Origin of the sequence: Pantoea sp. BR_17, from assembly GCF_041955125.1 — a bacterium.
GTDB classification, from domain to species: domain Bacteria; phylum Pseudomonadota; class Gammaproteobacteria; order Enterobacterales; family Enterobacteriaceae; genus Pantoea; species Pantoea stewartii.
Window position 1 is genome coordinate 178,232 of record NZ_JAVAXT010000001.1, and the last position, 22,974, is coordinate 201,205.

21 protein-coding genes and 2 tRNA genes are annotated in these 22,974 nt (G+C 52.1%); 11 read left to right on the forward strand and 12 right to left on the reverse strand.

The window, feature by feature from the left end; all coding sequences use genetic code 11:
• Positions 1 to 2: 2 nt before the first annotated feature.
• Both RAC60_RS00785 and gapA read right to left on the reverse strand, forming a co-directional pair.
• The gene (locus RAC60_RS00785; RefSeq protein WP_375092445.1) at positions 3 to 878 is read right to left on the reverse strand and encodes a D-hexose-6-phosphate mutarotase; all 876 of its coding nucleotides are present in this window, start codon (positions 876 to 878) and stop codon (positions 3 to 5) included.
• 73 nt (positions 879 to 951) lie between these two features.
• On the reverse strand, positions 952 to 1,950 hold the full coding sequence (gapA, locus tag RAC60_RS00790; RefSeq protein WP_006119418.1) for a glyceraldehyde-3-phosphate dehydrogenase: 999 nt from the start codon (positions 1,948 to 1,950) through the stop codon (positions 952 to 954).
• A gap of 340 nt (positions 1,951 to 2,290) precedes the next feature.
• On the opposite strand from gapA, the gene msrB reads away from it, so the two are divergent.
• Together msrB and RAC60_RS00800 are read left to right on the forward strand one after the other, a co-directional pair.
• On the forward strand, positions 2,291 to 2,701 hold the full coding sequence (msrB, locus tag RAC60_RS00795) for a peptide-methionine (R)-S-oxide reductase MsrB (RefSeq protein ID WP_006119417.1): 411 nt from the start codon (positions 2,291 to 2,293) through the stop codon (positions 2,699 to 2,701).
• A 2-nt stretch (positions 2,702 to 2,703) separates the two neighbouring features.
• Positions 2,704 to 2,985, forward strand: coding sequence for a YeaC family protein (locus tag RAC60_RS00800; protein ID WP_375092446.1), 282 nt, complete (start codon positions 2,704 to 2,706; stop codon positions 2,983 to 2,985).
• 84 nt (positions 2,986 to 3,069) lie between these two features.
• Here RAC60_RS00800 and pncA read toward each other — a convergent pair whose 3' ends face one another.
• From pncA to sppA, 3 genes are all read right to left on the reverse strand, one after another.
• Positions 3,070 to 3,678 carry a bifunctional nicotinamidase/pyrazinamidase gene (gene pncA, locus RAC60_RS00805; RefSeq protein ID WP_006119415.1) on the reverse strand — a complete coding sequence of 203 codons (609 nt, stop codon included), beginning with the start codon at positions 3,676 to 3,678 and terminating at the stop codon, positions 3,070 to 3,072.
• Positions 3,679 to 3,694: 16 nt separating this feature from the next.
• Positions 3,695 to 4,708, reverse strand: coding sequence for an asparaginase (gene ansA, locus RAC60_RS00810; protein WP_033741878.1), 1,014 nt, complete (start codon positions 4,706 to 4,708; stop codon positions 3,695 to 3,697).
• A gap of 85 nt (positions 4,709 to 4,793) precedes the next feature.
• Entirely contained in the window at positions 4,794 to 6,659 is a 1,866-nt protein-coding gene (gene sppA / locus RAC60_RS00815) for a signal peptide peptidase SppA (protein ID WP_039343039.1), read from the reverse strand.
• Positions 6,660 to 6,831: 172 nt separating this feature from the next.
• On the opposite strand from sppA, the gene RAC60_RS00820 reads away from it, so the two are divergent.
• The 3 genes from RAC60_RS00820 (at position 6,832) to RAC60_RS00830 (ending at position 9,847) form a co-directional block, all read left to right on the forward strand.
• The gene (locus RAC60_RS00820; RefSeq protein ID WP_006119410.1) at positions 6,832 to 7,383 is read left to right on the forward strand and encodes an NAD(P)H nitroreductase; all 552 of its coding nucleotides are present in this window, start codon (positions 6,832 to 6,834) and stop codon (positions 7,381 to 7,383) included.
• A 257-nt stretch (positions 7,384 to 7,640) separates the two neighbouring features.
• Positions 7,641 to 9,557 carry a DNA topoisomerase III gene (locus tag RAC60_RS00825; protein WP_375092447.1) on the forward strand — a complete coding sequence of 639 codons (1,917 nt, stop codon included), beginning with the start codon at positions 7,641 to 7,643 and terminating at the stop codon, positions 9,555 to 9,557.
• The gene (locus RAC60_RS00830) at positions 9,557 to 9,847 is read left to right on the forward strand and encodes a YnjH family protein (RefSeq protein WP_006119407.1); all 291 of its coding nucleotides are present in this window, start codon (positions 9,557 to 9,559) and stop codon (positions 9,845 to 9,847) included. The genes RAC60_RS00825 and RAC60_RS00830 overlap by 1 nt, the downstream gene beginning before the upstream one ends.
• A gap of 39 nt (positions 9,848 to 9,886) precedes the next feature.
• On the opposite strand, the gene xthA is transcribed toward RAC60_RS00830, so the two are convergent.
• The 5 genes from xthA to RAC60_RS00855 form a co-directional block, all read right to left on the reverse strand.
• A complete protein-coding gene (gene xthA, locus RAC60_RS00835; RefSeq protein WP_054633684.1) occupies positions 9,887 to 10,693 on the reverse strand; it encodes an exodeoxyribonuclease III in 807 nt (268 codons plus the stop codon).
• Between the two features lie 265 nt (positions 10,694 to 10,958).
• Positions 10,959 to 11,043, reverse strand: a tRNA-Tyr gene (locus RAC60_RS00840).
• A 35-nt stretch (positions 11,044 to 11,078) separates the two neighbouring features.
• A tRNA-Tyr gene (locus RAC60_RS00845) sits at positions 11,079 to 11,163 on the reverse strand.
• 144 nt (positions 11,164 to 11,307) lie between these two features.
• On the reverse strand, positions 11,308 to 12,156 hold the full coding sequence (gene purU, locus RAC60_RS00850; RefSeq protein WP_006119405.1) for a formyltetrahydrofolate deformylase: 849 nt from the start codon (positions 12,154 to 12,156) through the stop codon (positions 11,308 to 11,310).
• A 56-nt stretch (positions 12,157 to 12,212) separates the two neighbouring features.
• Entirely contained in the window at positions 12,213 to 12,668 is a 456-nt protein-coding gene (locus tag RAC60_RS00855; protein ID WP_006119404.1) for a YchJ family protein, read from the reverse strand.
• Between the two features lie 97 nt (positions 12,669 to 12,765).
• Between RAC60_RS00855 and rssA the strand changes: the two genes are divergently transcribed.
• From rssA to RAC60_RS00880, 5 genes are all read left to right on the forward strand, one after another.
• Positions 12,766 to 13,677 (forward strand): patatin-like phospholipase RssA, encoded by a 912-nt coding sequence (gene rssA / locus RAC60_RS00860; RefSeq protein WP_039343037.1) that lies wholly within the window; start codon positions 12,766 to 12,768, stop codon positions 13,675 to 13,677.
• A gap of 99 nt (positions 13,678 to 13,776) precedes the next feature.
• Positions 13,777 to 14,793 carry a two-component system response regulator RssB gene (rssB, locus tag RAC60_RS00865; RefSeq protein WP_283786493.1) on the forward strand — a complete coding sequence of 339 codons (1,017 nt, stop codon included), beginning with the start codon at positions 13,777 to 13,779 and terminating at the stop codon, positions 14,791 to 14,793.
• Positions 14,794 to 14,988: 195 nt separating this feature from the next.
• Positions 14,989 to 15,891 (forward strand): UTP--glucose-1-phosphate uridylyltransferase GalU, encoded by a 903-nt coding sequence (galU, locus tag RAC60_RS00870; protein ID WP_054687696.1) that lies wholly within the window; start codon positions 14,989 to 14,991, stop codon positions 15,889 to 15,891.
• Positions 15,892 to 15,915: 24 nt separating this feature from the next.
• Complete coding sequence (locus RAC60_RS00875) at positions 15,916 to 17,256, forward strand: UDP-glucose/GDP-mannose dehydrogenase family protein (protein WP_054633686.1); 1,341 nt, start codon at positions 15,916 to 15,918, stop codon at positions 17,254 to 17,256.
• A gap of 14 nt (positions 17,257 to 17,270) precedes the next feature.
• Positions 17,271 to 18,278: an NAD-dependent epimerase gene (locus RAC60_RS00880; protein ID WP_054687697.1), complete on the forward strand. Its 1,008-nt coding sequence runs from the start codon at positions 17,271 to 17,273 to the stop codon at positions 18,276 to 18,278.
• Positions 18,279 to 18,370: 92 nt separating this feature from the next.
• Here RAC60_RS00880 and hns read toward each other — a convergent pair whose 3' ends face one another.
• A complete protein-coding gene (hns, locus tag RAC60_RS00885) occupies positions 18,371 to 18,778 on the reverse strand; it encodes a histone-like nucleoid-structuring protein H-NS (protein ID WP_033741865.1) in 408 nt (135 codons plus the stop codon).
• A 406-nt stretch (positions 18,779 to 19,184) separates the two neighbouring features.
• On the opposite strand from hns, the gene tdk reads away from it, so the two are divergent.
• Positions 19,185 to 19,805, forward strand: coding sequence for a thymidine kinase (gene tdk, locus RAC60_RS00890; protein WP_006119396.1), 621 nt, complete (start codon positions 19,185 to 19,187; stop codon positions 19,803 to 19,805).
• 238 nt (positions 19,806 to 20,043) lie between these two features.
• Here the strand turns inward: tdk and adhE are convergent, their stop codons facing one another.
• Positions 20,044 to 22,728, reverse strand: coding sequence for a bifunctional acetaldehyde-CoA/alcohol dehydrogenase (gene adhE, locus RAC60_RS00895; RefSeq protein WP_133745257.1), 2,685 nt, complete (start codon positions 22,726 to 22,728; stop codon positions 20,044 to 20,046).
• Between the last annotated feature and the right edge of the window lie 246 nt (positions 22,729 to 22,974).

Below are 22,974 nucleotides of genomic sequence, written 5' to 3' on the forward strand. Positions count from 1 at the left end.
CTTCAGGCCTTATTTTTCAAACGTATTGTCGTCGCCAGTCGGGCAGGCTTATCGCCTGCACTGCGCAACGGTTTGCTGATGCGCGCAGTTTCAACACACACCATCGTTTTATAACCCTCATTTGGCATGTCCGCCATGCTACACGACAGCGCCACACCGGGATTCCACGTGACAACGTCACTATGATGATGGTGGTACACTTCAATTTGCCGTTTTCCAGCCAGATCGTTGATAACTGAACAGTCTTTTGGCGCAGTGAAGATACGATCCACGCGCTCGGTAAAGCGCTGTTTACCCTCGCTCTGACCCGGCTGGTTATCTTGGACCTTGTCGATGTAATGTTCACCCAGTCCGGTGACCTCAACGCTCGCACTGTCCGCCACGTTAAAATAGCTGTGTAGCGCGGCTGTCGATTCATAATCACCGTAGGCTTCCAGCTCAATTTCGCAATGCTGGCCCAGACGGAAGCGGGCAATAAGGGTAAAGTCATGCGGCCACAGCTTCAGCGTTTGTGGGGTACTTTCCAGCACAAATGTCAGCAGCACGCCGTCTTCGTTTTCATCATGCGCAGAGAGCGTCCATGACTGATTTCGGGCAAAGCCATGGGCAGGCTCTCCTGCCGGTCCAAACCAGGGCCAGCAAATCGGTACACCGCCGCGAATCGCCTTACCAGGCAGGAAAGGGCTCTTATCGCTCAGCCAGATGACGGGCTTCTCACCGCTCGGTTGCCAGGCAATCAGATGCGCGCCCTGTAAGGTCACGGCCGCCCGTACACGCGGATGGCTGACAATGATAACCGGGAGTTCACCCACCTGACGTTGCGACAGATAAGGCGTGATTTGTTTAACCACGGGAAGGGAAAAGAGTTTGTCTTGCATGCCTGACTCCATAGTGAAGGGATCAAAAAAAAGGGTGACCGAAGTCACCCTTATTGTCTCGTGTCTGGCTACCTTATTTAGCAGCAACCAGCGCAATCAGGTCGAGAACTTTGTTTGAATAACCGGTTTCGTTATCGTACCAGGAAACCAGTTTAACGAAGTTGTCATTCAGCGCGATACCGGCTTTGGCATCGAATACTGAGGTCAGAACTTCGCCGTTGAAGTCGGTAGAAACCACGTCATCTTCAACGTAGCCCAGCACGTCTTTCATCTCGCCTTCAGCCGCGGCTTTGATAGCGGCACAAATTTCTTTGTAAGACGCAGCTTTTTCCAGACGAACGGTCAGGTCAACAACAGAAACGTTAGGCGTAGGTACGCGGAATGCCATACCGGTCAGTTTGCCGTTCAGTTCTGGCAGCACTTTACCTACCGCTTTAGCGGCGCCGGTAGAAGACGGGATGATGTTCTGTGATGCACCACGACCACCGCGCCAGTCTTTGTGAGAAGGGCCATCAACGGTTTTCTGCGTTGCGGTAGTGGCGTGTACGGTGGTCATCAGGCCTTCAACGATACCAAATTTATCGTTGATGACTTTTGCCAGCGGTGCCAGGCAGTTAGTGGTACAAGAGGCGTTAGAAACGATGTCCTGGCCCTGGTATTTGTCAAAGTTAGCACCACGAACAAACATTGGGGTGTCATCTTTAGATGGACCGGTCAGAACCACTTTTTTCGCGCCAGCAGTGATGTGCTTACGTGCGGTTTCGTCGGTCAGGAAGATACCGGTTGCTTCAGCAACGACGTCAACGCCCACTTCGCCCCACTTCAGGTTAGCCGGATCTTTCTCAGCGGTAACACGGATTTTCTTACCGTTAACAACCAGAGCGCCGTCCTGTACTTCAACGGTGCCGTCAAAACGGCCGTGAGTAGAGTCGTACTTCAGCATGTACGCCATGTAGTCAGCGTCCAGCAGGTCGTTGATAGCAACGATTTCGATGTCAGAGCGCTGTTGAGCAGCACGGAAAACGATGCGACCGATACGGCCAAAACCGTTGATACCTACTTTGATAGTCATATATTCCACCAGCTAGTTGTTAGTGAATAAAAGGTTGGCTGTAAAATTACAAAAACCTTACCAGGCGTCAAGCGGAATCGTGTCAATTGTTGCGACAGGTCAATCCACCGAACAGGAATTATTTGACGCGCAACCGCTTGCGCGCTTCCGCGAACATCGTGCTCTGTTGAAACCTTCGCCGAATATATAAGGATATGCCAGAGAAAAGGTGATCAAAATCACAAATCCACCTTGTAAGAGACGGACCGAAGGGCAGAGCACAAAAAAAGACCCGACTAATGTTGATCATTTGTTAGAATACTAGTCGATTTTTTCAGAATGACATCCCGGAATTGCTCAAATGCCTAAAGAAACCGCACCCGACGCAAAAATCGCCCAGTTAACTGAGATGCAGCGCTATGTCACGCAACAGCGTGGCACGGAGCCGCCGTACAGCGGTGCGCTGCTGCATAACAAGCAGGAAGGGATTTATCACTGCCTGGTGTGCAACGCGCCCTTGTTTCTTTCAGAGACGAAATACGATTCAGGCTGTGGCTGGCCGAGTTTCTATGAGCCCGTCAGCGATGAGGCTATTCGTTATCTGGAAGATAACTCGCACGGTATGCAGCGTATTGAAATCCGTTGCGGCAACTGTGATTCTCATCTCGGCCATGTTTTCCCTGATGGGCCGCAGCCGACCGGTGAGCGTTACTGTGTGAACTCAGCCTCGCTGAACTTCACCAGTCCACAAGGCGACGAGATTAAGGGCTAACAATGAAACAGCAACTTGAAGCCATGCTTGAGGCTATGACACCCGAAATTTATGAACGCCTGATGACGGCCGTTGAAACCGGAAAATGGCCGGATGGAGTGGCGCTGACGCAGCAACAGCGTGATAACAGCCTGCAGTTGGTTATGATGTGGCAGGCGCGCAATAATGATGCGCCACAGCATATGACCATCGGAAAAAATGGCGAAATGGTGACCAAATCGAAAAAGCAGTTAAAAGAAGAGTTTGGTATCGAACCGGACGTCACGCGCATTCATCTGCATTAATGGCGCGGTAAGTCGCCAGTCAGCCACGCGCAGGCGGGCATGGTATGGAAGAGCAAAAAGGGCTGGCGTATAGCCAGCCCTTTTTCAGATAATGACGGCGCCCTGAGCCGCCATCTGCGCCAGCGCGATGTCGCTGTCTTCTGGGTTGAGATTAACGCCACGGCAGCCTGCCGCCACGACCTCGACCTGATAACCCAGTTCAAGTGCATCCAGCACGCTATACTTCACGCAGTAATCCGTTGCCAGGCCCAGCATGACCAGATGCGTGATATCGCGTGCGCGTAACCAACTGTCCAGTTCTGTCTTGCGTCGGTGTCCGTTGTCAAAAAAGGCGCTGTAGCTGTCTACGTCCTGATCTTGCCCTTTGTGGAAAACCGCGTCGAACAGGCTGCGATCAAGTCCGGGATGAAAATCAGCCCCCGCAGAATGCTGCACGCCATGATCCGGCCACCAGATCTGTGGCAGGCCGTTGAGTTCACCGAGGGTATAGACAGGTTCGCCGGATACGGAAGCAAAACTACCGTGATCGGCTGGATGCCAGTCCTGCAGGGCTACGACGCACTCACCATTCTCATGAAAAGCACGGGCGTAGCGGTTAGCAACCTCGACCGTATGATCGCCTTCTTTGACGGCCATTGGGCCGCCGGGGCAGAAGTCGTTCTGGATGTCGATAATGATTAATGCCCGTTTCATTGCCGTTGACTCCATCTTAGTCGTCTGTCAGTTCGCCACGCAGGTTCTGCTGCATTTTGGCGCGGATCTGATCGCTGGACAGATCCTGGCTCAACAGATAGTGAAGTTTCGTCAGCGCCGCTTCAACCGTCAGATCAAAGCCGCTGATGACGCCAGCGTGCTCCAGAGCATTCCCGGTGGCGTAACCACCCATATTGACCTTGCCAGAAATACACTGGGTCAGGTTGACGACCACAATGCCGCGTTCGCTGGCCTGCTGAAGTTCAGACAGAAACTCGGCGTTTTGCGGCGCGTTACCGACACCGTACGAGCGTAAAATCAGCGCCTTAACCGGCTGACGTAAAAAGTTACGCACGACATCTGCAGAGATGCCCGGATAAATTGTCACCACGCCAATAGGTTGCGGGGTAATGGTATGAACAATCAGCTCGCCTTTGCCCTGAGGTGCAGGCGGCGTATTAAGACGACGGATATGAATCCCGGCTTCCAGCAAGGCTGACAGGTTGGGGGACGCAAAGGCGTTGAAACCGTCCGCGTGCGCTTTAGTGGTACGGTTACCGCGATAGAGTGTGTTGTTGAAAAACAGCGTCACCTCGTTGATGGGATAATTCGCAGCGACGTAAAGGGAATTAAGCAGGTTTTGTTGGCCATCGGAACGCAGTTCGGCTAACGGAATCTGTGAGCCCGTAACGATGACCGGCTTAGCCAGATTTTCGAGCATAAACGACAGGGCAGAGGCGGTAAATGCCATGGTATCCGTGCCGTGCAGAATGACAAAACCATCATAGCGATCATAGTTCAGCCGGATATCTTCGGCGATCGACTGCCAGTCCTGCGGGGTCATGTCAGAAGAGTCAATCAGAGGCTGATACTCATGAATCGTGAAGTCAGGCATTTCCGGGCGATGGAACTCAGGCATCTTCGCCAGTTCCTGCTGCAGATGACCAGAAACCGGAATATAACCTTGAGCAGAACGTTGCATACCGATGGTACCGCCCGTGTAGGCAACGTAAATATTTTTCTTTTGCATAGGTAAACTCAGACTTGCCGTAAAACGGGCAGTATAAGGGGAACAGCAGGGAAAAGCAGCCCGACAAGCAGTCGGGCTGAGAGGTTTATCGCACTTCGCCGCAGTTCAGGCAGAAGGCATAGCGGTTTTGCGGATCGTTCAGATGGTCAAACAGGCCGGGCTGATTCTTCATCGCGCTCATCACATCGTACATGGGCGCAGGCAGCCAGGCTTTCATCGTGTCAGGCAGCACGGCCTGAACAGACGCGTTCATCTGATTCAGCATCACGTCAAGGAAGCCGGGATCTTCCTGATACCAGTCAAGCTCTGGCTGGGAAACCTTCGCCAGCTCAGCCGCTTTTTTCACCGCATCGTCAAAATCGCCCAGCGCATCGACCAGACCATTGGCTTTGGCATCGCTGCCCGTCCAGACGTGCCCCTGCGCGATGGCATCGATCTGTTCCGGTGTTTTATGGCGCGATGTCGCCACCAGTCCCACGAAGTTGTGGTAGCCGTTTTCAATGGTCAACTGCATCAGTTGCTGCACTTCCTCAGGCAGCGCTTTGGTGCTTGCGACGTCTGCCAGGGGTGAGGTCGCGACGCCATCGGTATGCACACCAATCGAGGCCAGGCTGTTCTCCAGCGTGTTAATCACGCCAAAGATGCCGATAGAGCCGGTCAGCGTGCTGGGGCTGGCAATAATGTAGCTGGCTGGCGTCGAGATCCAGTAGCCGCCCGAGGCTGCCATACCGCCCATGGAGACCACAATCGGTTTGCCTGCCGCTTTCGCTGCGGCCAGTTCCGAACGAATCGCTTCGGACGCCGTAACGCTGCCGCCCGGGCTGTTCACCCGCAAAATAATGGCCTTGATTTTGGGATCCAGTCGGGCATCGCGAATCTGCGCCGCTGTCGTATCGCCGCCCACATTACCCGGCGTTTCATCACCATCAATGATGGCACCGCTGGCAAGGATCACGGCAATGTTGCCTTTTTGCTGGCTGGCATCCTGTTTAACGTTGTAATCATAAATGCTGACGTTACGGTAATCGTTGTTTTGCTTATCGAAGCCAAATGCCTGGATAAGCGCCTGGTCCGCGTCAGCGCGTGAGCCCAGCACATCGACCAGTTTGTTATCCAGCGCATATTTTCCGGTATCGCCCTTAACGGCCTGCAGACCTGCGATAATAGCGGCAGCGCCAGGGAACAACTGCTCAGGCGTAATCTGGCGGTTAGCAGACACGGTATTCAGGTAATTTTGCCAGAGCTGGCCAATCCAGCGGCTATCTGCGTCACGCGCCGCTGGCGACATATCGTCACGCAGGAAGGGCTCAACGGCTGATTTATAGGTGCCCACGCGGAAAACGTGTGAATTGACTTTCAGCTTGTCGAGCAACGTTTTGTAGTAGAGACCGTTGGTGGCAAAGCCGTGCAAATCAACGGTGCCCTGTGGCGACAGATAGATTTTCGTCGCATAGCTGGCAAGGTAGTACTGCGCCTGGCTATAGCTGTCGCCTAAGGCGTAAACAGGCTTACCGCTGTCGCGGAACTCGCGTAACGCTTTACCTACGTATTGCAGAGAAGGCTGATCGCCGCCAGCAAAATCACGCAGGTCTAAAACCAGACCTTTAATATTGCTGTCACCTTTGGCCTGACGAATAGCATCCACTACATCAAACAGGGAGTTTTCCTGCAGACGATCGCTACTGGTGCCTAATAACTGACGACCAATTTTGCTCAGACGGTTGCTGACGGAGGGTTTGTCGACCAGCACACCGGTCAAATCCACTTTTAGCGCACCTTGCTGTACCGGGGCGGAGGAACGGCTGCCTGAGCCGCTGATCTGAAGCCAGATCCCCACACAGACAATAATTAAGAAAACCAGAAACAGGTTGAGAATACATTCCCTGATAAAATTCAACACTCGCCAGGTCCAGCGGAACAGACCCGCAATTATTCGCCACAGTGTGCGCATCACATTCTCCATTTTGATATAGCCGGAAATAGCCACCAGGCGGGCCAGGTCTCCGTTAACGACCTCATCCTAAAGAGCAGCGAAACAAAAGTCAGCAGGAAATCACCCTGGACTGTTACAAAAAATCCACTTGTGCCAGGATTACCCGTGCTTTTACTGTCAGGAGAAAAACATGGACGCACTAGAATTACTGGTTAATCGTCGTTCGGCCTCGCGTCTGGCGGAACCGGCCCCCAGCGGTGAAGCGCTGGATAACATCCTGCGCGCGGGCATGCGCGCACCCGATCACGGCGGCCTGCAACCCTGGCGATTTATTATTGTTGAAAATGAAGGCCGCGATCGCCTGAGTCAGCTACTGGAAAAAGCGGCGCGGGACAACCAGATGGATGAGAAAGCCATCAATAAAGCCAGTCAGGCGCCGTTCCGTGCGCCCATGATCATCACCGTCGTGGCGCACTGCGAGATCAATCACAAGGTGCCGCGCTGGGAACAAATCGCCTCTGCCAGCTGTGCCGTGATGGCGATGCAGATGGCTGCTGTCGCCCAGGGCTTTAATGGCATCTGGCGGAGCGGCGTCTGGACCGACGATCCGCAGGTGCGTGAGGCGTTCGGCTGCCGTGAGCAGGACGCGATTGTGGGCTTTCTTTATCTGGGCACGCCGCAGCTTAAGTCCAGCACCACCGTGGTTCATCCCGACACGGCACCCTTCGTCCGCTATTTCTGAACCTGTCTGAATCACGCGATGCGCGGTAAACTGCGCACGTAATGAGCGAAGCGTTTCCTCGCAAATCCGGCACGCTTATCAGCAGCGTGCCGCCAGGCTACTATAGCGCTGTCTTCACTGGCAGCGCCGCGTGCTGTGTCCGGGGAAACCGGCTGCCTGCATCCGATGGCGCCAGGCCGTGATCCTGCACTGTCGTCGTGCACGGGGCAGGCGCTGCCATCATTGTTGTTCGCTGACGTTAAGGATTACCCGATTTAATGCGTTTGTTTATAGCAGAGAAACCCAGCCTCGGACGGGCCATTGCCGATGTGTTACCTAAACCGCACCGCCGCGGTGAGGGATTCATTGCCTGTGGCAATGATCAGGTCGTCACCTGGTGCGTAGGGCATTTACTTGAGCAGGCGCAGCCCGATGCTTATGACGGCCGTTATGCACGCTGGTCACTGGCCGATCTGCCCATTATTCCTGAAAAGTGGCGCCTGCAGCCGCGGCCCTCTGTCGCTAAGCAGCTTAAAGTGGTTGAGGGGTTGCTGGCGCAGGCGGACGAAGTGGTTCACGCCGGTGACCCGGATCGGGAAGGGCAACTGTTAGTGGACGAAGTGCTGGATTACCTGCAACTGCCCGCCGAGAAACGCAGTAAGGTGCAGCGCTGCCTGATCAACGATCTCAATCCTCAGGCGGTCGAACGCGCAGTCAGTCGCCTGCGTGAAAACCGTGAGTTTATCCCCCTGTGTGTTTCCGCCCTGGCTCGCGCCCGGGCGGACTGGCTGTATGGCATCAACATGACCCGCGCCTGGACGTTAATGGGCCGTAATGCCGGTTACGATGGCGTATTGTCGGTGGGGCGGGTGCAAACGCCCGTGCTGGGGCTGGTGGTGCGCCGCGACGAAGAGATCGAAAACTTTGTGCCGAAAGACTATTTTGAAGTTAAAGCGCATATCGTGACGCCAGATGACATCCGCTTTGTCGCCAACTGGGTCCCCAGTGAAGCCTGTGAGCCCTGGCAGGATGAAGAAGGGCGCTTACTCAAGCGGAGTCTTGCAGAGCATGTGGTTGCCCGCATTACCGGTCAGCCTGCGCGTGTCACCGCATACAGTGATAAGCGCGAAAGCGACACTGCGCCACTCCCGTTTTCGCTCTCGGCACTGCAGATTGAGGCGGCAAAACGCTTTGGCCTGAGCGCGCAGTCGGTGCTGGATATTTGTCAGCGGTTGTATGAAACCCACAAACTGATTACCTATCCCCGTTCCGACAGTCGCTATTTGCCCGATGAGCATTTTGCTGGTCGTCACGCAGTGCTGAATGCCATTCAGGTTCACCAGCCCGATCTGACGCCGCCTGCGGAGTTTGATGCCGATCGTAAAAACCGCTGTTGGGACGACAAAAAAGTGGATGCGCACCATGCCATTATTCCCACAGCACGCGCCAGCGCTGTCAGGCTGAATGACAATGAACAGCAGGTTTATGGCCTGATCGCGCGTCAGTATCTGATGCAGTTCTGCCCGGATGCGATGTTTCGTAAATGCACTATTGAACTGGATATTGCGGGCGGTAAATTCGTGGCGAAGGCCCGCTTTCTGGCTGAGGCGGGCTGGCGTGCTTTGCTGGGCAGTAAAGAGCGTGATGAAGAAAATGACGGCATGCCGCTGCCGGTCGTGGCGGAAGGGGACGTCCTGCTGTGTGAGCACGGCGAGGTGCTGGCCAAGCAAACGCAGCCACCTCGCCATTTTACGGATGCCACGCTTCTGTCAGCCATGACCGGTATCGCGCGTTTTGTTCAGGATAAAGAATTAAAGAAAGTGCTTCGTGCGACCGATGGTTTAGGAACGGAAGCCACGCGCGCGGGGATCATAGAATTATTGTTCCGCCGGTCATTTTTACAGAAGAAAGGGCGCTATATTCATTCTACCGACACGGGTAAGGCGTTGATCCATTCGTTACCGGATCTGGCAGCCCGGCCGGACATGACCGCCCAGTGGGAATCGACACTGACACGGATTAGTGAAAAGGCCTGCCGTTATGATGAGTTTATGCAACCGCTGGTGCACACGCTGAGTGGGCTTATTCATCAGGCACGGCAGCAACCGTCGGGACAGGCGTTTCGTGGGTTACCGTCCACCGGACAAAAACGTCCGCAGCGCAAAGCACGGCGTAAAACTAAGGAAACCGAATAATGCGTAAAACTGCACTGCTCATGCTGGCCGCACTGATTGTCTGTGGGCCGGCCCAGGCGAATTATCATCCGTCTACAGGCGGAACCAATACGGATGTGATTGTTGATATGCCGCGGGAAGCCTGGACTCAGGGACAAAATAATCAGCAGAACTGTATGCAGTGCTGTATTTTCGAAAACCGCAATTATACCGAGGGCGCAGTCGTGAAATCAGAAGGCGTCCTGTTACAGTGCGCGCGTGACGAAAAATCGCTGGGGACGAACAACCTGATCTGGAAAATAGTGAAATAGAAAACGCGTGGTGGGCGGGCGCACCACGCATCAGCGCTATCAGAAGCGGAAGGTTGACCAGACCGGGGCATGGTCAGAGGGTTTTTCCATGCCACGAATATCGTAGTCAATACCGCTCTCAATGCAGTGCGAGGCCAGCCCGGTGCTGGCCAGCAGCAGGTCAATGCGCAGACCGCGATTGTCATCGAACCCTTTAGAACGGTAATCGAACCAGGAAAAACGGTCACAGGTATCGGGATTATGCGCACGCCAGGTATCGACCAACCCCCAGCTCAACAGCCTGTCCATCCATTCCCGCTCTTCGGGCAGGAAAGAACACTTACCGGTACGCAGCCAGCGTTTACGGCTGTCTTCGCCAATCCCAATATCCAGGTCGGTGCTGCTGATATTCATATCGCCCATGATCAGCACGGGCTTATCCGCCGTAAGACTCTCGCTCAGATAGCTTTGCAGATCGCGGTAAAATTTTTCTTTGGCCGGAAACTTTGTCGGGTGGTCGCGGCTCTCGCCCTGCGGAAAATAGCCATTTATCACGGTAATATCGCCAATCGGGCTGGGGATTTCAGCCATGATCAGGCGACGCTGCGCATCCTCGCCATCGCCCGGAAACCCCCGACGCACGGAGACCGGCTGAACCTTGGTCAACAGTGCCACACCGTAATGGCCTTTCTGACCGTGATAAAACACGTTGTAGCCCAGCTTAGCCACATCCTCGAGCGGGAACATATCATCATGGACTTTCGTTTCCTGCAGACCAATGACGTCAGGCTGATGCTTCTCGACCAGTGCTTCGAGTTGATGGGGACGTGCCCGCAAGCCGTTAATATTGAATGAAATAAATTTCATGAGATAACCTTCAGCGAATGATAGGCAGGATGGTAGCGATTTTTGCCGGAAATGTCATGACAGAGCAGGGCAATTTCAGCGAGTGGTGGACAGCACGGGCGAGAGAGCACGACACACGGTCAGCGGGAACAGAAAACCAGAGTGGTTTCCAGACGCGTTTACTCAGGCGATGCCCGCCACGAACGCTGAACAAAGGTTCTTATCCCTTTTCGCACAGAACAGGCTGACTGAGTTGCATGTCGGAATGAAGTTGCTAAATGCGAGATGGTGGTGGGAGAAGGATTCGAACCTTCGAAGTCTGTGACGGCAGATTTACAGTCTGCTCCCTTTGGCCGCTCGGGAATCCCACCGGGGATGATTTGTAGGCTCAGGCAGCAGATTCAGATGGTGGTGGGAGAAGGATTCGAACCTTCGAAGTCTGTGACGGCAGATTTACAGTCTGCTCCCTTTGGCCGCTCGGGAATCCCACCAGGGACTGAATTGTTGTGCTCTGAAGCGGGGCGCATCATACCAAATGGATTCAGACTGTAAAGCGGACTCAGGCAAATCACGAACCGTTTGCCCACTTTTTACGCGTAGCGCTGGAATGTCAGCCAGTCCAGCGCCCGTGGCGGTTAAAGAATAATCGTGCGGTTGCCGTAAACAAACACACGCTGACCCAGCACTTTATCTAACGCGCGGCTCAGCACATTCTTTTCTACATCACGTCCGGCACGCATCATCTCTTCTGCTGTATAGCTGTGATCGACGTTGATGACGTCCTGCATAATGATTGGACCTTCATCCAGGTTGTCATTAACGTAGTGCGCCGTCGCACCAATGATTTTAACGCCGCGTTCATAAGCCTGGTGATAAGGGCGTGCGCCGATAAAGGCAGGCAGGAACGAGTGATGAATATTGATGATCTGATTCGGGTAGCGCTGGACGAAGCCCGGCGTCAGCACGCGCATATATTTGGCAAGCACGACATAATCTGGCTGGTAACGATCAATTTCGTCCGCCATCTTATTATCATGCTCTTCCCGCGAAAGCCCTTCATGACTGACCAACACAAACGGAATATCAAAACGCTCGACCAGCGAGCGCAGCGTTTCGTGGTTACCGATGACGGCGGCTATTTCCATATCCAGCCCGCCAAACGCGCTCTTCATCAGCAGGTCGCCCAGGCAGTGGGCTTCTTTGGTGACCAGAATAACGACGCGGCGACGGCCTGCGCTGTGCAGTTCACGTACCGAGCCCTGAGGAAGGGCGCTGTCGAGATCGGCCAGTAAAGTATTGTCGTTAAAAATCCCTTCCAGCTCTGTGCGCATGAAAAAACGCCCGGTGCGATGATCAACAAACTCATTGTTTTGCACGATATTCAGTTCGTGCTTGTAACAAATATTGGTGATTTTGGCGATCAGACCTTTTGCATCGGGACAAATGGTTCGTAAAACTTTTCTTTGCATGGTTTGCGCTTGCATCTCAATCAGAGTCCTGTCAAAGCATTAAGGGTAAAACCGTTACGCAGGCAACTGCCTTAACCGCAACATTTTTTGTATTTTTTGTCGGCGCCACATGGACAGCGATCGTTGCGCCCGATGGCGGGCGTCATTCCGTCGACATAGTACCAGCGACTGTCCTCGCGAAGAAAGCGTGAACGCTCGTACATCGCCCGATTAACACCGTTTTCAGCAAAACGTGCAAAAAAAGTGACGAAAGATTCGTCTTTGTGGCGCCCCTCATCACAACGTGTGATGTTCAGGCTGAGCCATTCAGTACCCGCGAAACTTTCAGTCACTAAGTCAGCCAGCGCCGGAACGCGGCTGGTGGGATGCCAGGTGGCCACGAGGTAATCGACGTCTTGTTTGACATAAGCGCAGTAGCGGGAGCGCATAAGTTGTTCAGCTGATAAGGGAATTTCTGTTCCTTTAACAAAGGGCTGACAACATAGGCTATACTGCTTGCCGCTACAGCATGGGCAAGATTCGGACACACATTCTCCTGTTAATAACAGTGATTGTTAATGATATCGTTTACTTTATCCGACCCACGCGTGTGATGCCATGTATTGACGCCAGGACCCGAGTAAGATGAGAAAGCAAAAAATTGGATTGGCTCTGGGTTCCGGTGCCGCCAAAGGATGGGCGCATATTGGCGTTATCGAAGCGTTGGAGAGCGCAGGTATCAACATTGATGTCGTGGCAGGCTGTTCCATCGGTGCACTGGTGGGCGCAGCTTACGTCAATCATCGTCTCCCGCACATGAAAAAGTGGGTGAGTGCGTTTAGCTACTGGGATGTCATCCGTCTGATGGATCTGTCCTGGCAGCGAGGCGGACTGTTACGCGGAGAACGGGTATTCAACCATGTCCGGCAACTCATTACGCACGACGCGATTGAATCGTGCGGAAAGCCGTTTGGTGTGGTGGCAACCAATTTAAGTACCGGTCGCGAGCTGTGGCTGACCGAGGGTGAATTACATCAGGCGGTACGCGCGTCCTGCAGTATGCCAGGTTTATTACCGCCCGTCGGCTACAATGGATATTGGCTGGTGGATGGTGCGGTGGTGAATCCGGTACCGATCTCCCTGACGCGCGCGCTGGGGGCGGATGTCGTGATTGCTGTCGATCTTCAGCACGACGCGCATCTGATGCCGCAGAATGCGATGGCGCTGACGCCGCAGAGTTCAGAAGAACATGCGGCGGCTGTGGCGCTCAATCTCGACTGGCGTGGGAAACTGCGACAGCGTCTGGTCAATTTTACGCAGCGCCGGGCCTCGCAAATGCCGGGCGCCATGGAGATCATGGCCACGTCCATCCAGGTGCTGGAAAATCGCCTGAAGCGAAACCGGATGGCAGGCGATCCGCCTGATGTGCTTATCCAGCCATTTTGTCCACAAATATCCACGTTGGATTTTCATCGTGCAGAAGAAGCAATTGCGGCTGGGAAGGTTGCCGTTGAGAAACAAATGGATGAATTATTACCGCTGGTCCGTAGAAGATAATCTGGTTGTTCACGCACAGATGTTACTTCGGTCTATTCTGAAAGGCGCAACTGCGTTTTATGAACCACTATTGATTTATCGGGTACGCAGGGGGATGGAATGGAAAAACCACTGATCGGCAAAAAGATACTCATTGTCGAAGATGAGGCCGTTTTCCGTTCGCTTTTAAACCAGTTTTTAACATCAATGGGAGCCGTCACTGTTGAGGCTGAAGATGGTCTGGAAGCTATTGAGCAACTGGATAAACATGCCGTCGAACTGGTGATTTGTGACCTGGAAATGCCGCGCATGAACGGAATTCAGTTTGTCGAACATCTGCGCAGCCACGGCAATACACTGCCCATTCTGATAATTTCCGCAACCGAAAATATGTCCGACATCGCGCAGGTTTTACGTCTGGGCGTACAGGATGTGTTGCTAAAACCCCTGAAGAATTTTGAACGTTTCCGTGAAGCGGTATACGAATGCCTCTATCCGTCGATGTTTACCTCGAAAGTCGAGGAAGATGAACAGCTGTTTCAGGACTGGGATGCATTGGTGCGCGATCCTTCCGCTGCGGCAAAATTACTGAAAGAATTGCAGCCCCCGGTCCAGCAGCGCATTGCCCATTGTCGGGTAAATTATCGCCAGTTAACCATGGCAGAGCAGCCCGGGCTGGTGCTGGATATTGCGGCGTTATCTGACAAAGATTTGGCTTTTTATTGTCTCGATGTCACCCGTGCGGGCGACAATGGCGTGCTGGCGGCTTTATTATTGCGCGCCCTGTTTAACGGATTATTACAAGAACAGTTATCAGGACAGAAACAGCGATTACCTGAGTTAAGCAGTTTACTCAGACAGGTTAATCTGCTGCTACGGCAGGCGAATTTAACCGGACAGTTCCCTCTGTTAGTTGGGTACTACCATCGCGGATTAAAAAACCTGGTGCTGGTTTCTGCTGGCCTGAATGCCACATTACATGTTCAGGCCCATCAAATTCAACTCAGTAATGGCGTTCCGCTTGGCACTATGGGCAGTACGCATATTAACCAGATCAGCCAGCGTGCGGACGACTGGCAGTGCCATATTTGGGGCGCTGGAGGCCGTATTCGACTGATGTTATCGTCTGAAAAATAAACAATGGATGTTACTTTATAATTATCCGCAAGACAGTACCAGAAGTTAGCTTTACACTTGGGTAATAGTCTTAAATTCTACGGATAGATGCCTTCCAGGATAAATCCGTTCGCGAGTAACTGATATACTCATTTCCGAATTTAAACCGACATATCAAGCATTAAAACTTGAACGGCCTATGAGAGAGGTATTTTGATGTCTGCCTATAAAACCAAAGTTAAAAAAGCGGTAATCCCGGTAGCAGGTTTGGGTACGCGTATGCTTCCTGCGACGAAAGCGATTCCAAAAGAAATGTTACCGCTGGTTGATAAGCCGTTAATTCAGTATGTCGTTAACGAGTGTATTGCTGCGGGTATTAATGAGATTGTGCTGGTAACCCACTCGTCTAAAAACGCTATTGAGAACCATTTTGATACCAGTTTCGAACTGGAGTCTATGCTGGAAAAGCGCGTTAAGCGTCAGCTGCTGGATGAAATTCAGTCCATCTGTCCTCCACACGTGACCATCATGCAGGTCCGTCAGGGCATCGCTAAAGGCCTGGGCCACGCGGTAATGTGTGCGCACCCGCTGGTCGGTGATGAGCCTGTTGCCGTCATCCTGCCTGATGTGATCATCGACGAATATGAGTCAAACCCAACCAAAGATAACCTGGCGGAAATGCTGAGCCGTTATGAAGAGTCTGGCCGCAGTCAGATCATGGTTGAGCCTGTCAGTGATGTAACCGCTTATGGTGTTGTTGACTGCAAGGGCGCAGAACTGAACCCGGGCGACAGCGCACCGATGGTCGGTGTGGTTGAGAAACCGAAAGCGTCTGAAGCGCCTTCTAATCTGGCTGTGGTGGGGCGTTATGTTCTGTCCGCAGATATCTGGCCACTGCTGGCAAAAACGCCTCCGGGTGCAGGCGGTGAAGTTCAGCTGACTGACTCTATCGCTATGCTGATGGAAAAAGAGACCGTTGAAGCTTACCACCTGAAAGGGGTCAGCCATGACTGCGGTAATAAACTGGGATACATGCAGGCTTTCGTCGAGTATGGTGTTCGCCACCCGGTGCTGGGCAAAGAGTTCTCTGAGTGGCTCAACAAAACCATTAGCGATTAAAAATTTACAACACAGGATAGCGTAATGAAAGTCACTGTATTTGGTATCGGCTATGTCGGTCTGGTTCAGGCTGCGGTGTTGGCCGAAGTCGGACATGACGTTCTCTGTATTGATGTCGATGAAAAAAAGGTTGAGAACCTTAAAAAAGGTCAGATTCCTATTTTTGAACCGGGCCTGACGCCGCTGGTTAAGTCTAACTATGAATCCGGTCGCCTGAAGTTCAGCACCGACGCTGCACTGGGCGTTAACCACGGCGTGATGCAGTTTATCGCCGTAGGGACGCCGCCTGATGAAGATGGTTCGGCCGATCTGAAATATGTTACTGCCGTGGCACGCACCATTGCTCAGCATATGACCGATCATAAAGTGGTCATCGATAAATCTACCGTACCGGTTGGAACGGCTGACAGAGTCCGTGCGGTCATGACGGAAACCCTGCAGGCGCGTGATGCCAATATCAGCTTTGATGTGGTATCCAACCCCGAGTTCCTGAAAGAAGGGGCGGCGGTTGCTGACTGTATGCGTCCCGAGCGCATCGTTGTCGGCACGGATAATGATGCTGTCGTGGAACTGTTGCGTGAGCTCTATGAACCCTTCAACCGCAACCACGATCGTATGATCCTGATGGATATTCGCAGTGCAGAGCTGACGAAATACGCTGCCAACTGCATGCTGGCGACCAAAATCAGCTTTATGAATGAAATTTCCAATCTCGCGGAACGTTTAGGTGCGGATATCGAAAAAGTGCGCCAGGGGATTGGTTCTGACTCACGTATCGGCTATCACTTTATCTACCCTGGCTGCGGCTATGGCGGTTCCTGTTTCCCGAAAGATGTGCAGGCGCTCATTCGTACGGCGGAATCCATTGGTTATACACCTCGTCTGTTAAAAGCTGTAGAAGACGTCAATGACAGCCAGAAAACTAAGCTGCCTGCCTTTATCAAACGTCATTTTGGTGACGATCTGAAAGGTAAGACGTTTGCGCTGTGGGGACTGTCGTTCAAACCGAATACCGACGATATGCGTGAAGCATCGAGCCGTGTATTGATGGAAGCGCTGTGGGAAGCAGGTGCTTCTGTACAGGCTTTCGATCCGGAAGCGATGGATGAAGCACAACGCATTTATGGTCACCGTGATGATTTAAAGCTGATGGGGACCAAAGAATCAGCGCTACAGGGTGCAGACGGTCTTGTCATTTGCACCGAGTGGCAAAATTTCCGCGCCCCTGACTTTGACACAATCAAAAAAGCACTGAAACAACCCGTGATTTTTGATGGGCGCAACCTGTATGATCCCGAACGTCTCAGCAAGCGCGGCTTTATTTATTACGCTATTGGCCGCGGAGCTTCTATTCAGGCCAATTAATTAGTGAGGGATTTATGAATTTTCTGGTAACCGGCGCAGCAGGCTTTATTGGCTTCCATGTGAGCCAACGCCTGTTGGCCGCCGGTCACCAGGTTGTCGGTATTGACAACCTGAATGACTATTATGATGTCAGCCTCAAACAAGCCCGTCTTGATTTGATTGGCGACAACCCATCTTTTACGTTTGTTAAAACCGATTTGGCCGACCGTCAGGCCATTGCAGCACTTTTCGAACAGCACAAATTTCAGCGCGTTATCCACCTGGCCGCTCAGGCTGGTGTGCGCTATTCCCTTGAAAACCCGCATGCGTATGTGGATGCCAATGTTATTGGGCATCTGAATATTCTAGAAGGGTGCCGTCATCATCGTGTTGAACATCTGCTCTATGCGTCGTCCAGCTCAGTTTATGGACTGAACAGTAAGCTGCCGTTCTCTACGGAAGACAGTGTCGATCATCCAGTGTCATTGTATGCCGCGACCAAAAAAGCCAATGAGCTGATGTCGCACACCTATTCGCATCTGTATCAGTTACCCACCACCGGTTTACGTTTCTTCACTGTATACGGTCCGTGGGGACGCCCCGATATGGCCTTGTTTAAATTTACCCGGGCCATGATTGCGGGTGAGGCGATTGACGTCTATAACCAGGGTAAAATGCAACGCGATTTCACCTATATCGATGATGTAGTCGAGGCCATTATTCGTCTGCAGGATTGTATTCCGCAGCCGGATGAAAATTGGACGGTAGAGAGCGGGTCTGCTGCGTCGAGTTCAGCGCCGTATCGTATTTACAATTTAGGCAATAGTCAGCCGATGAGCCTGATTCGCTATATTGAAGCGATTGAAAAAGCATTAGGTGTAACGGCAAATAAAAATCTGATGCCAATGCAACCGGGCGACGTGTTAGCTACCAGCGCAGATACCAGCGATTTATTTAACGCTGTCGGCTTTAAACCGCAAACAGGCGTGGATGAAGGTGTCAGACGTTTTGTAGACTGGTACCGAAACTTTTATTCGGTATAAAAACAAAAAGGAAGCGACCGCTTCCTTTTTTTTCTGGTATTGGTAATCAGGTCGCTAAAATGAAGCCAGCAAAGCCTAAAGCACGCCAGGATTTACAGCAAAAAGTCGTCTAACTGCTTACCATGTTGTTCCATGGCTTTTTTGATTGCTGCTGGTGTACGTCCCTGACCGGTCCAGGTTTTGGTCTCCCCGTTTTCATCAACAAACTGATATTTGGCAGGGCGGGCAGCACGTTTGGCTTTGCCAGACGTTTTGGACTCTGACAATGCGTTGAATAACTCATTGGGATCGATTCCATCCGCTAAAAGCATATCGCGATATTGCTCAAGTTTACGCGCACGCTCTTCCGTTTCTGCTTTAGAATGTGACGCTTCATCGCGGCGTTCATTTACTACGACTTCAAACTTTTCCAGCATTTCTTCCAGTGTTTCCAAAGAACACTCTCTGGCCTGGGCACGCAGCGTGCGGATATTATTAAGATTTTTTAGTGCTTCGCTCATTGTCCTGATCTCTGAATAATGAATAGGAGAGTTGTTCTGCCCGCTAATAGTAGTGGTGGGGGGAAATAACTTCAACATTAAATTAATTTTTAGCTTTAAAAGTTCAAAGGTGAATTTATTAAATTATAAATTCCGCCAGATAAAGCGCGATGTAAGGACCAATGAAACGTTGATGTTTAACCGGCAACCTATAAAGCCCTGACACGGTTCAATGAAAATAAAGCTTAACGCTATACTGTCTTTAATATTCATATAGTCAAAAATAATGCGCTGCCGTTGCAGGACAGGCAATACCCGACGCTGGCTCTCGTCTGAACGTAACGGGCTGAAAATCAACACGGCATTGCCGGTCAGATATGGTAAAATCGCACTTATTTTGTTTCATCCACACTGGGATACCGTGCCAATGGCTCAACTCTATTTCTACTATTCGGCAATGAACGCGGGTAAATCAACCGCGCTTTTGCAGTCTTCCTATAATTATCAGGAGCGCGGTATGCGGACCCTGGTTTATACCGCTGAGATTGATAATCGCTTTGGTACCGGTAAAGTCAGTTCACGCATTGGCTTGTCATCACCGGCCGTTCTTTATAATGCCGAAAGCCAGCTGGATGTGGAAATTGCACAAGAGCATGCGCGCCAGCCCGTACACTGTGTGTTAGTGGATGAAAGTCAGTTTCTGACACGGGAACAGGTGAAGGCCTTGTCTGACGTGGTGGATAATCTGGATATTCCGGTGCTGTGTTATGGGTTAAGAACCGACTTTCTGGGAGAATTGTTTACCGGTAGCCAGTATCTGCTGGCCTGGGCCGATAAACTGGTGGAGCTTAAAACCGTATGTCATTGCGGACGTAAAGCGGGCATGGTGCTGCGTCTCGACAGCGAAGGCAAACCCTTCCGGGAAGGGGAGCAGGTGGTGATTGGCGGCAATGAGCGCTATATCTCGGTGTGCCGTAAGCACTATAAAAAAGCGATTGAGCAGGGCTGTTTGCAGGCTATCCACGGCGCGCAAACGCCAGTCGCGTAATCCTGTTCCTCACCTCAGGTTCACGCAGTCGCAAAAATCTTTCCTGGTGAACCTCATTCGTCTCTTTATCTTTATGGCGACCTGGGAGTCGGTCTGTTCGTGTGTGATAGCGATTGCACTATTTCACATTCACTGACAGCGGGCAAACAGCCTGCTTATCCTCAACAGCCATAAAAAACCCCCTTGTGACCGAGCCACAAGGGGGATGGCGCACCCGCACTAACGGGCTTGTTCCTGATTAGGCTTTTTTAACCTTTTTAGCGGCTTTGATATCGCTGATAGGTTGATTCAGGGGCTGTTCAACCTGGGCATAAGGCTCAACAAATTTGCGGCCGTAGTAACTGTCCAGCATGATCTGTTTCAGTTCAGCAATTAACGGATAACGTGGGTTAGCACCGGTACACTGATCGTCGAACGCATCCTCAGCCAGTTTGTCCACTTTCGCCAGAAAATCCGCTTCCTGCACGCCAGCTTCACGAATCGAGGCGGGAATACCCAGTTCCGTTTTAATTTCATCCAGCCAGACCAGCAGTTTCTCAATTTTCTGGGCAGTACGATCGCCTGTGGCGGTCAAACCAAGATGATCGGCGATTTCCGCATAGCGACGACGCGCCTGTGGACGATCATACTGACTGAATGCAGTCTGTTTGGTCGGGTTGTCATTTGCGTTATAACGAATGACGTTGGAAATCAGCAGCGAGTTAGCCAGTCCGTGGGGAATATGGAACTCGGAACCCAGTTTATGGGCCATCGAGTGACATACGCCGAGGAAGGCGTTGGCAAAGGCAATACCGGCGATGGTGGCGGCATTGTGCACACGTTCACGCGCAACCGGATTTTTGGCGCCTTCGGCATAACTGGCGGGCAGGTTCTCTTTCAGCAACTTAAGCGCCTGCAGTGCCTGACCATCAGAATACTCATTCGCCAGAACGGAAACATAGGCTTCCAGTGCATGGGTAACCGCATCCAGACCGCCAAAGGCGCAGAGTGAACGCGGCATATCCATTACGAGGTTCGCATCCACAATGGCCATATCCGGGGTCAGTGCATAATCTGCCAGCGGATATTTTTGACCGGTGGCATCATCCGTGACCACCGCAAACGGGGTCACTTCTGAACCGGTGCCGGAGGTAGTGGTGATGGCTACCATGCGGGCTTTGACGCCCATTTTCGGGAACTTATAGATACGTTTACGAATATCCATAAAGCGCAATGCCAGCTCTTCAAAGTGGGTTTCGGGATGCTCATACATCACCCACATGATTTTCGCCGCATCCATTGGCGAGCCGCCGCCCAGCGCAATGATCACATCGGGTTTAAAGCTATGCATTTGCTCTGCGCCTTTGCGAACAATGCTCAGTGTTGGGTCTGCTTCGACCTCGAAGAACACTTCCGTTTCAATACCGTGGGATTTCAGGACGCGGGTAACCTGGTCGGCATAGCCGTTATTGAACAGGAAGCGGTCAGTCACAACAAATGCACGTTTCGCGCCGTCGGTAGCGACCTCTTCTAAGGCGACAGGCAATGACCCACGACGGAAATAGATAGATTTCGGAAGTTTATGCCACAACATATTTTCAGCTCGCTTGGCGACGGTTTTCTTATTGATCAGATGCTTAGGTCCGACGTTTTCGGAAATTGAGTTACCTCCCCAGGAGCCACAACCCAGCGTCAACGAAGGCGCGAGTTTGAAGTTATATAAATCGCCAATCCCACCCTGAGAAGCGGGGGTATTAATCAGGATACGGGCCGTTTTCATTTTGTCGCCAAAATAGTGGACACGTGCGGACTGGTTATCCTGATCCGTGTACAGGCAGGAGGTGTGGCCAATGCCGCCCATGGCGACCAGTTTTTCCGCTTTACTGACGGCGTCTTCGTAATCTTTAGCCCGGTACATCGCCAGCGTTGGCGACAGTTTTTCATGGGCAAAAGGTTCGGATTCGTCGACCCGTTCAACTTCACCAATCAGAATTTTGGTATCGGTTGGTACCGTAATGCCCGCCATCTCAGCAATTTTTACTGCGGGCTGGCCCACAATCGCGGCGTTGAGGCCGCCATTTTTCAGGATAATATTCTGAACCGCCTGAAGTTCATGGCCCTGCAGCAGGTAGCCACCATGACTGGCGAAACGTGCCCGAACGGCATCGTAGATTGCATCGACAACAATAACGGACTGCTCTGAGGCACAAATCACGCCGTTATCAAACGTTTTCGACATCAGTATGGACGCCACCGCGCGTTTAACATCTGCCGTTTCATCAATCACGACAGGTGTATTCCCGGCACCGACACCAATAGCCGGTTTGCCGGAACTGTAAGCGGCTTTCACCATGCCCGGTCCACCTGTGGCAAGAATCAGATTGATGTCCGGGTGGTGCATCAGCTGATTCGACAGCTCAACAGAGGGCGCATCGATCCAGCCGATAATGTCTTTAGGGGCGCCAGCAGCAATCGCGGCCTGCAGCACAATATCGGCGGCTTTATTGGTGGCATCTTTGGCGCGAGGATGCGGCGAGAAGATAATACCGTTGCGGGTTTTAAGGCTGATCAGAGCTTTGAAGATGGCGGTAGAGGTGGGGTTGGTGGTCGGGACGATCCCACAAATCAGGCCGATGGGTTCGGCAATCGTAATGGTGCCAAAGGTATCATCGGTTTCCAGTACGCCGCAGGTTTTATCATCCTTATAGGCGTTATAAATATATTCGGACGCAAAATGATTTTTGATGACTTTGTCTTCGACAATGCCCATGCCCGATTCTGCGACCGCCATCTTCGCTAAGGGAATACGGGCATCAGCAGCGGCCAGTGCGGCTGCGCGGAAAATAGCATCGACTTGTTGTTGAGAAAAACTGGCGAAAGCTTGCTGGGCTTTTTTTACCCGTTCAACCAGTGCATTGAGTTCAGCGACATTAGTAACGGCCATTGTGATCTCCTGAGGAAGTTAAACTTTTTTAGGAAACAAGCCTGAACGGAAAGTATAGCCAGGGTAAAAACCGCTCAATCACGGAGCATGAAAGTGCGGTTTTTCAGTTGTTTACTAAAAGAATTCTTTTTCTCCGGTGGTATCGTGGCTGACAACAAAAGAGTATCGGGTTTAGGGGACAGCAATGATGATCCAAATCAATTTAAACCACAGCTGACACCTTTCAGCCTGCGGTTCATGAGGGGG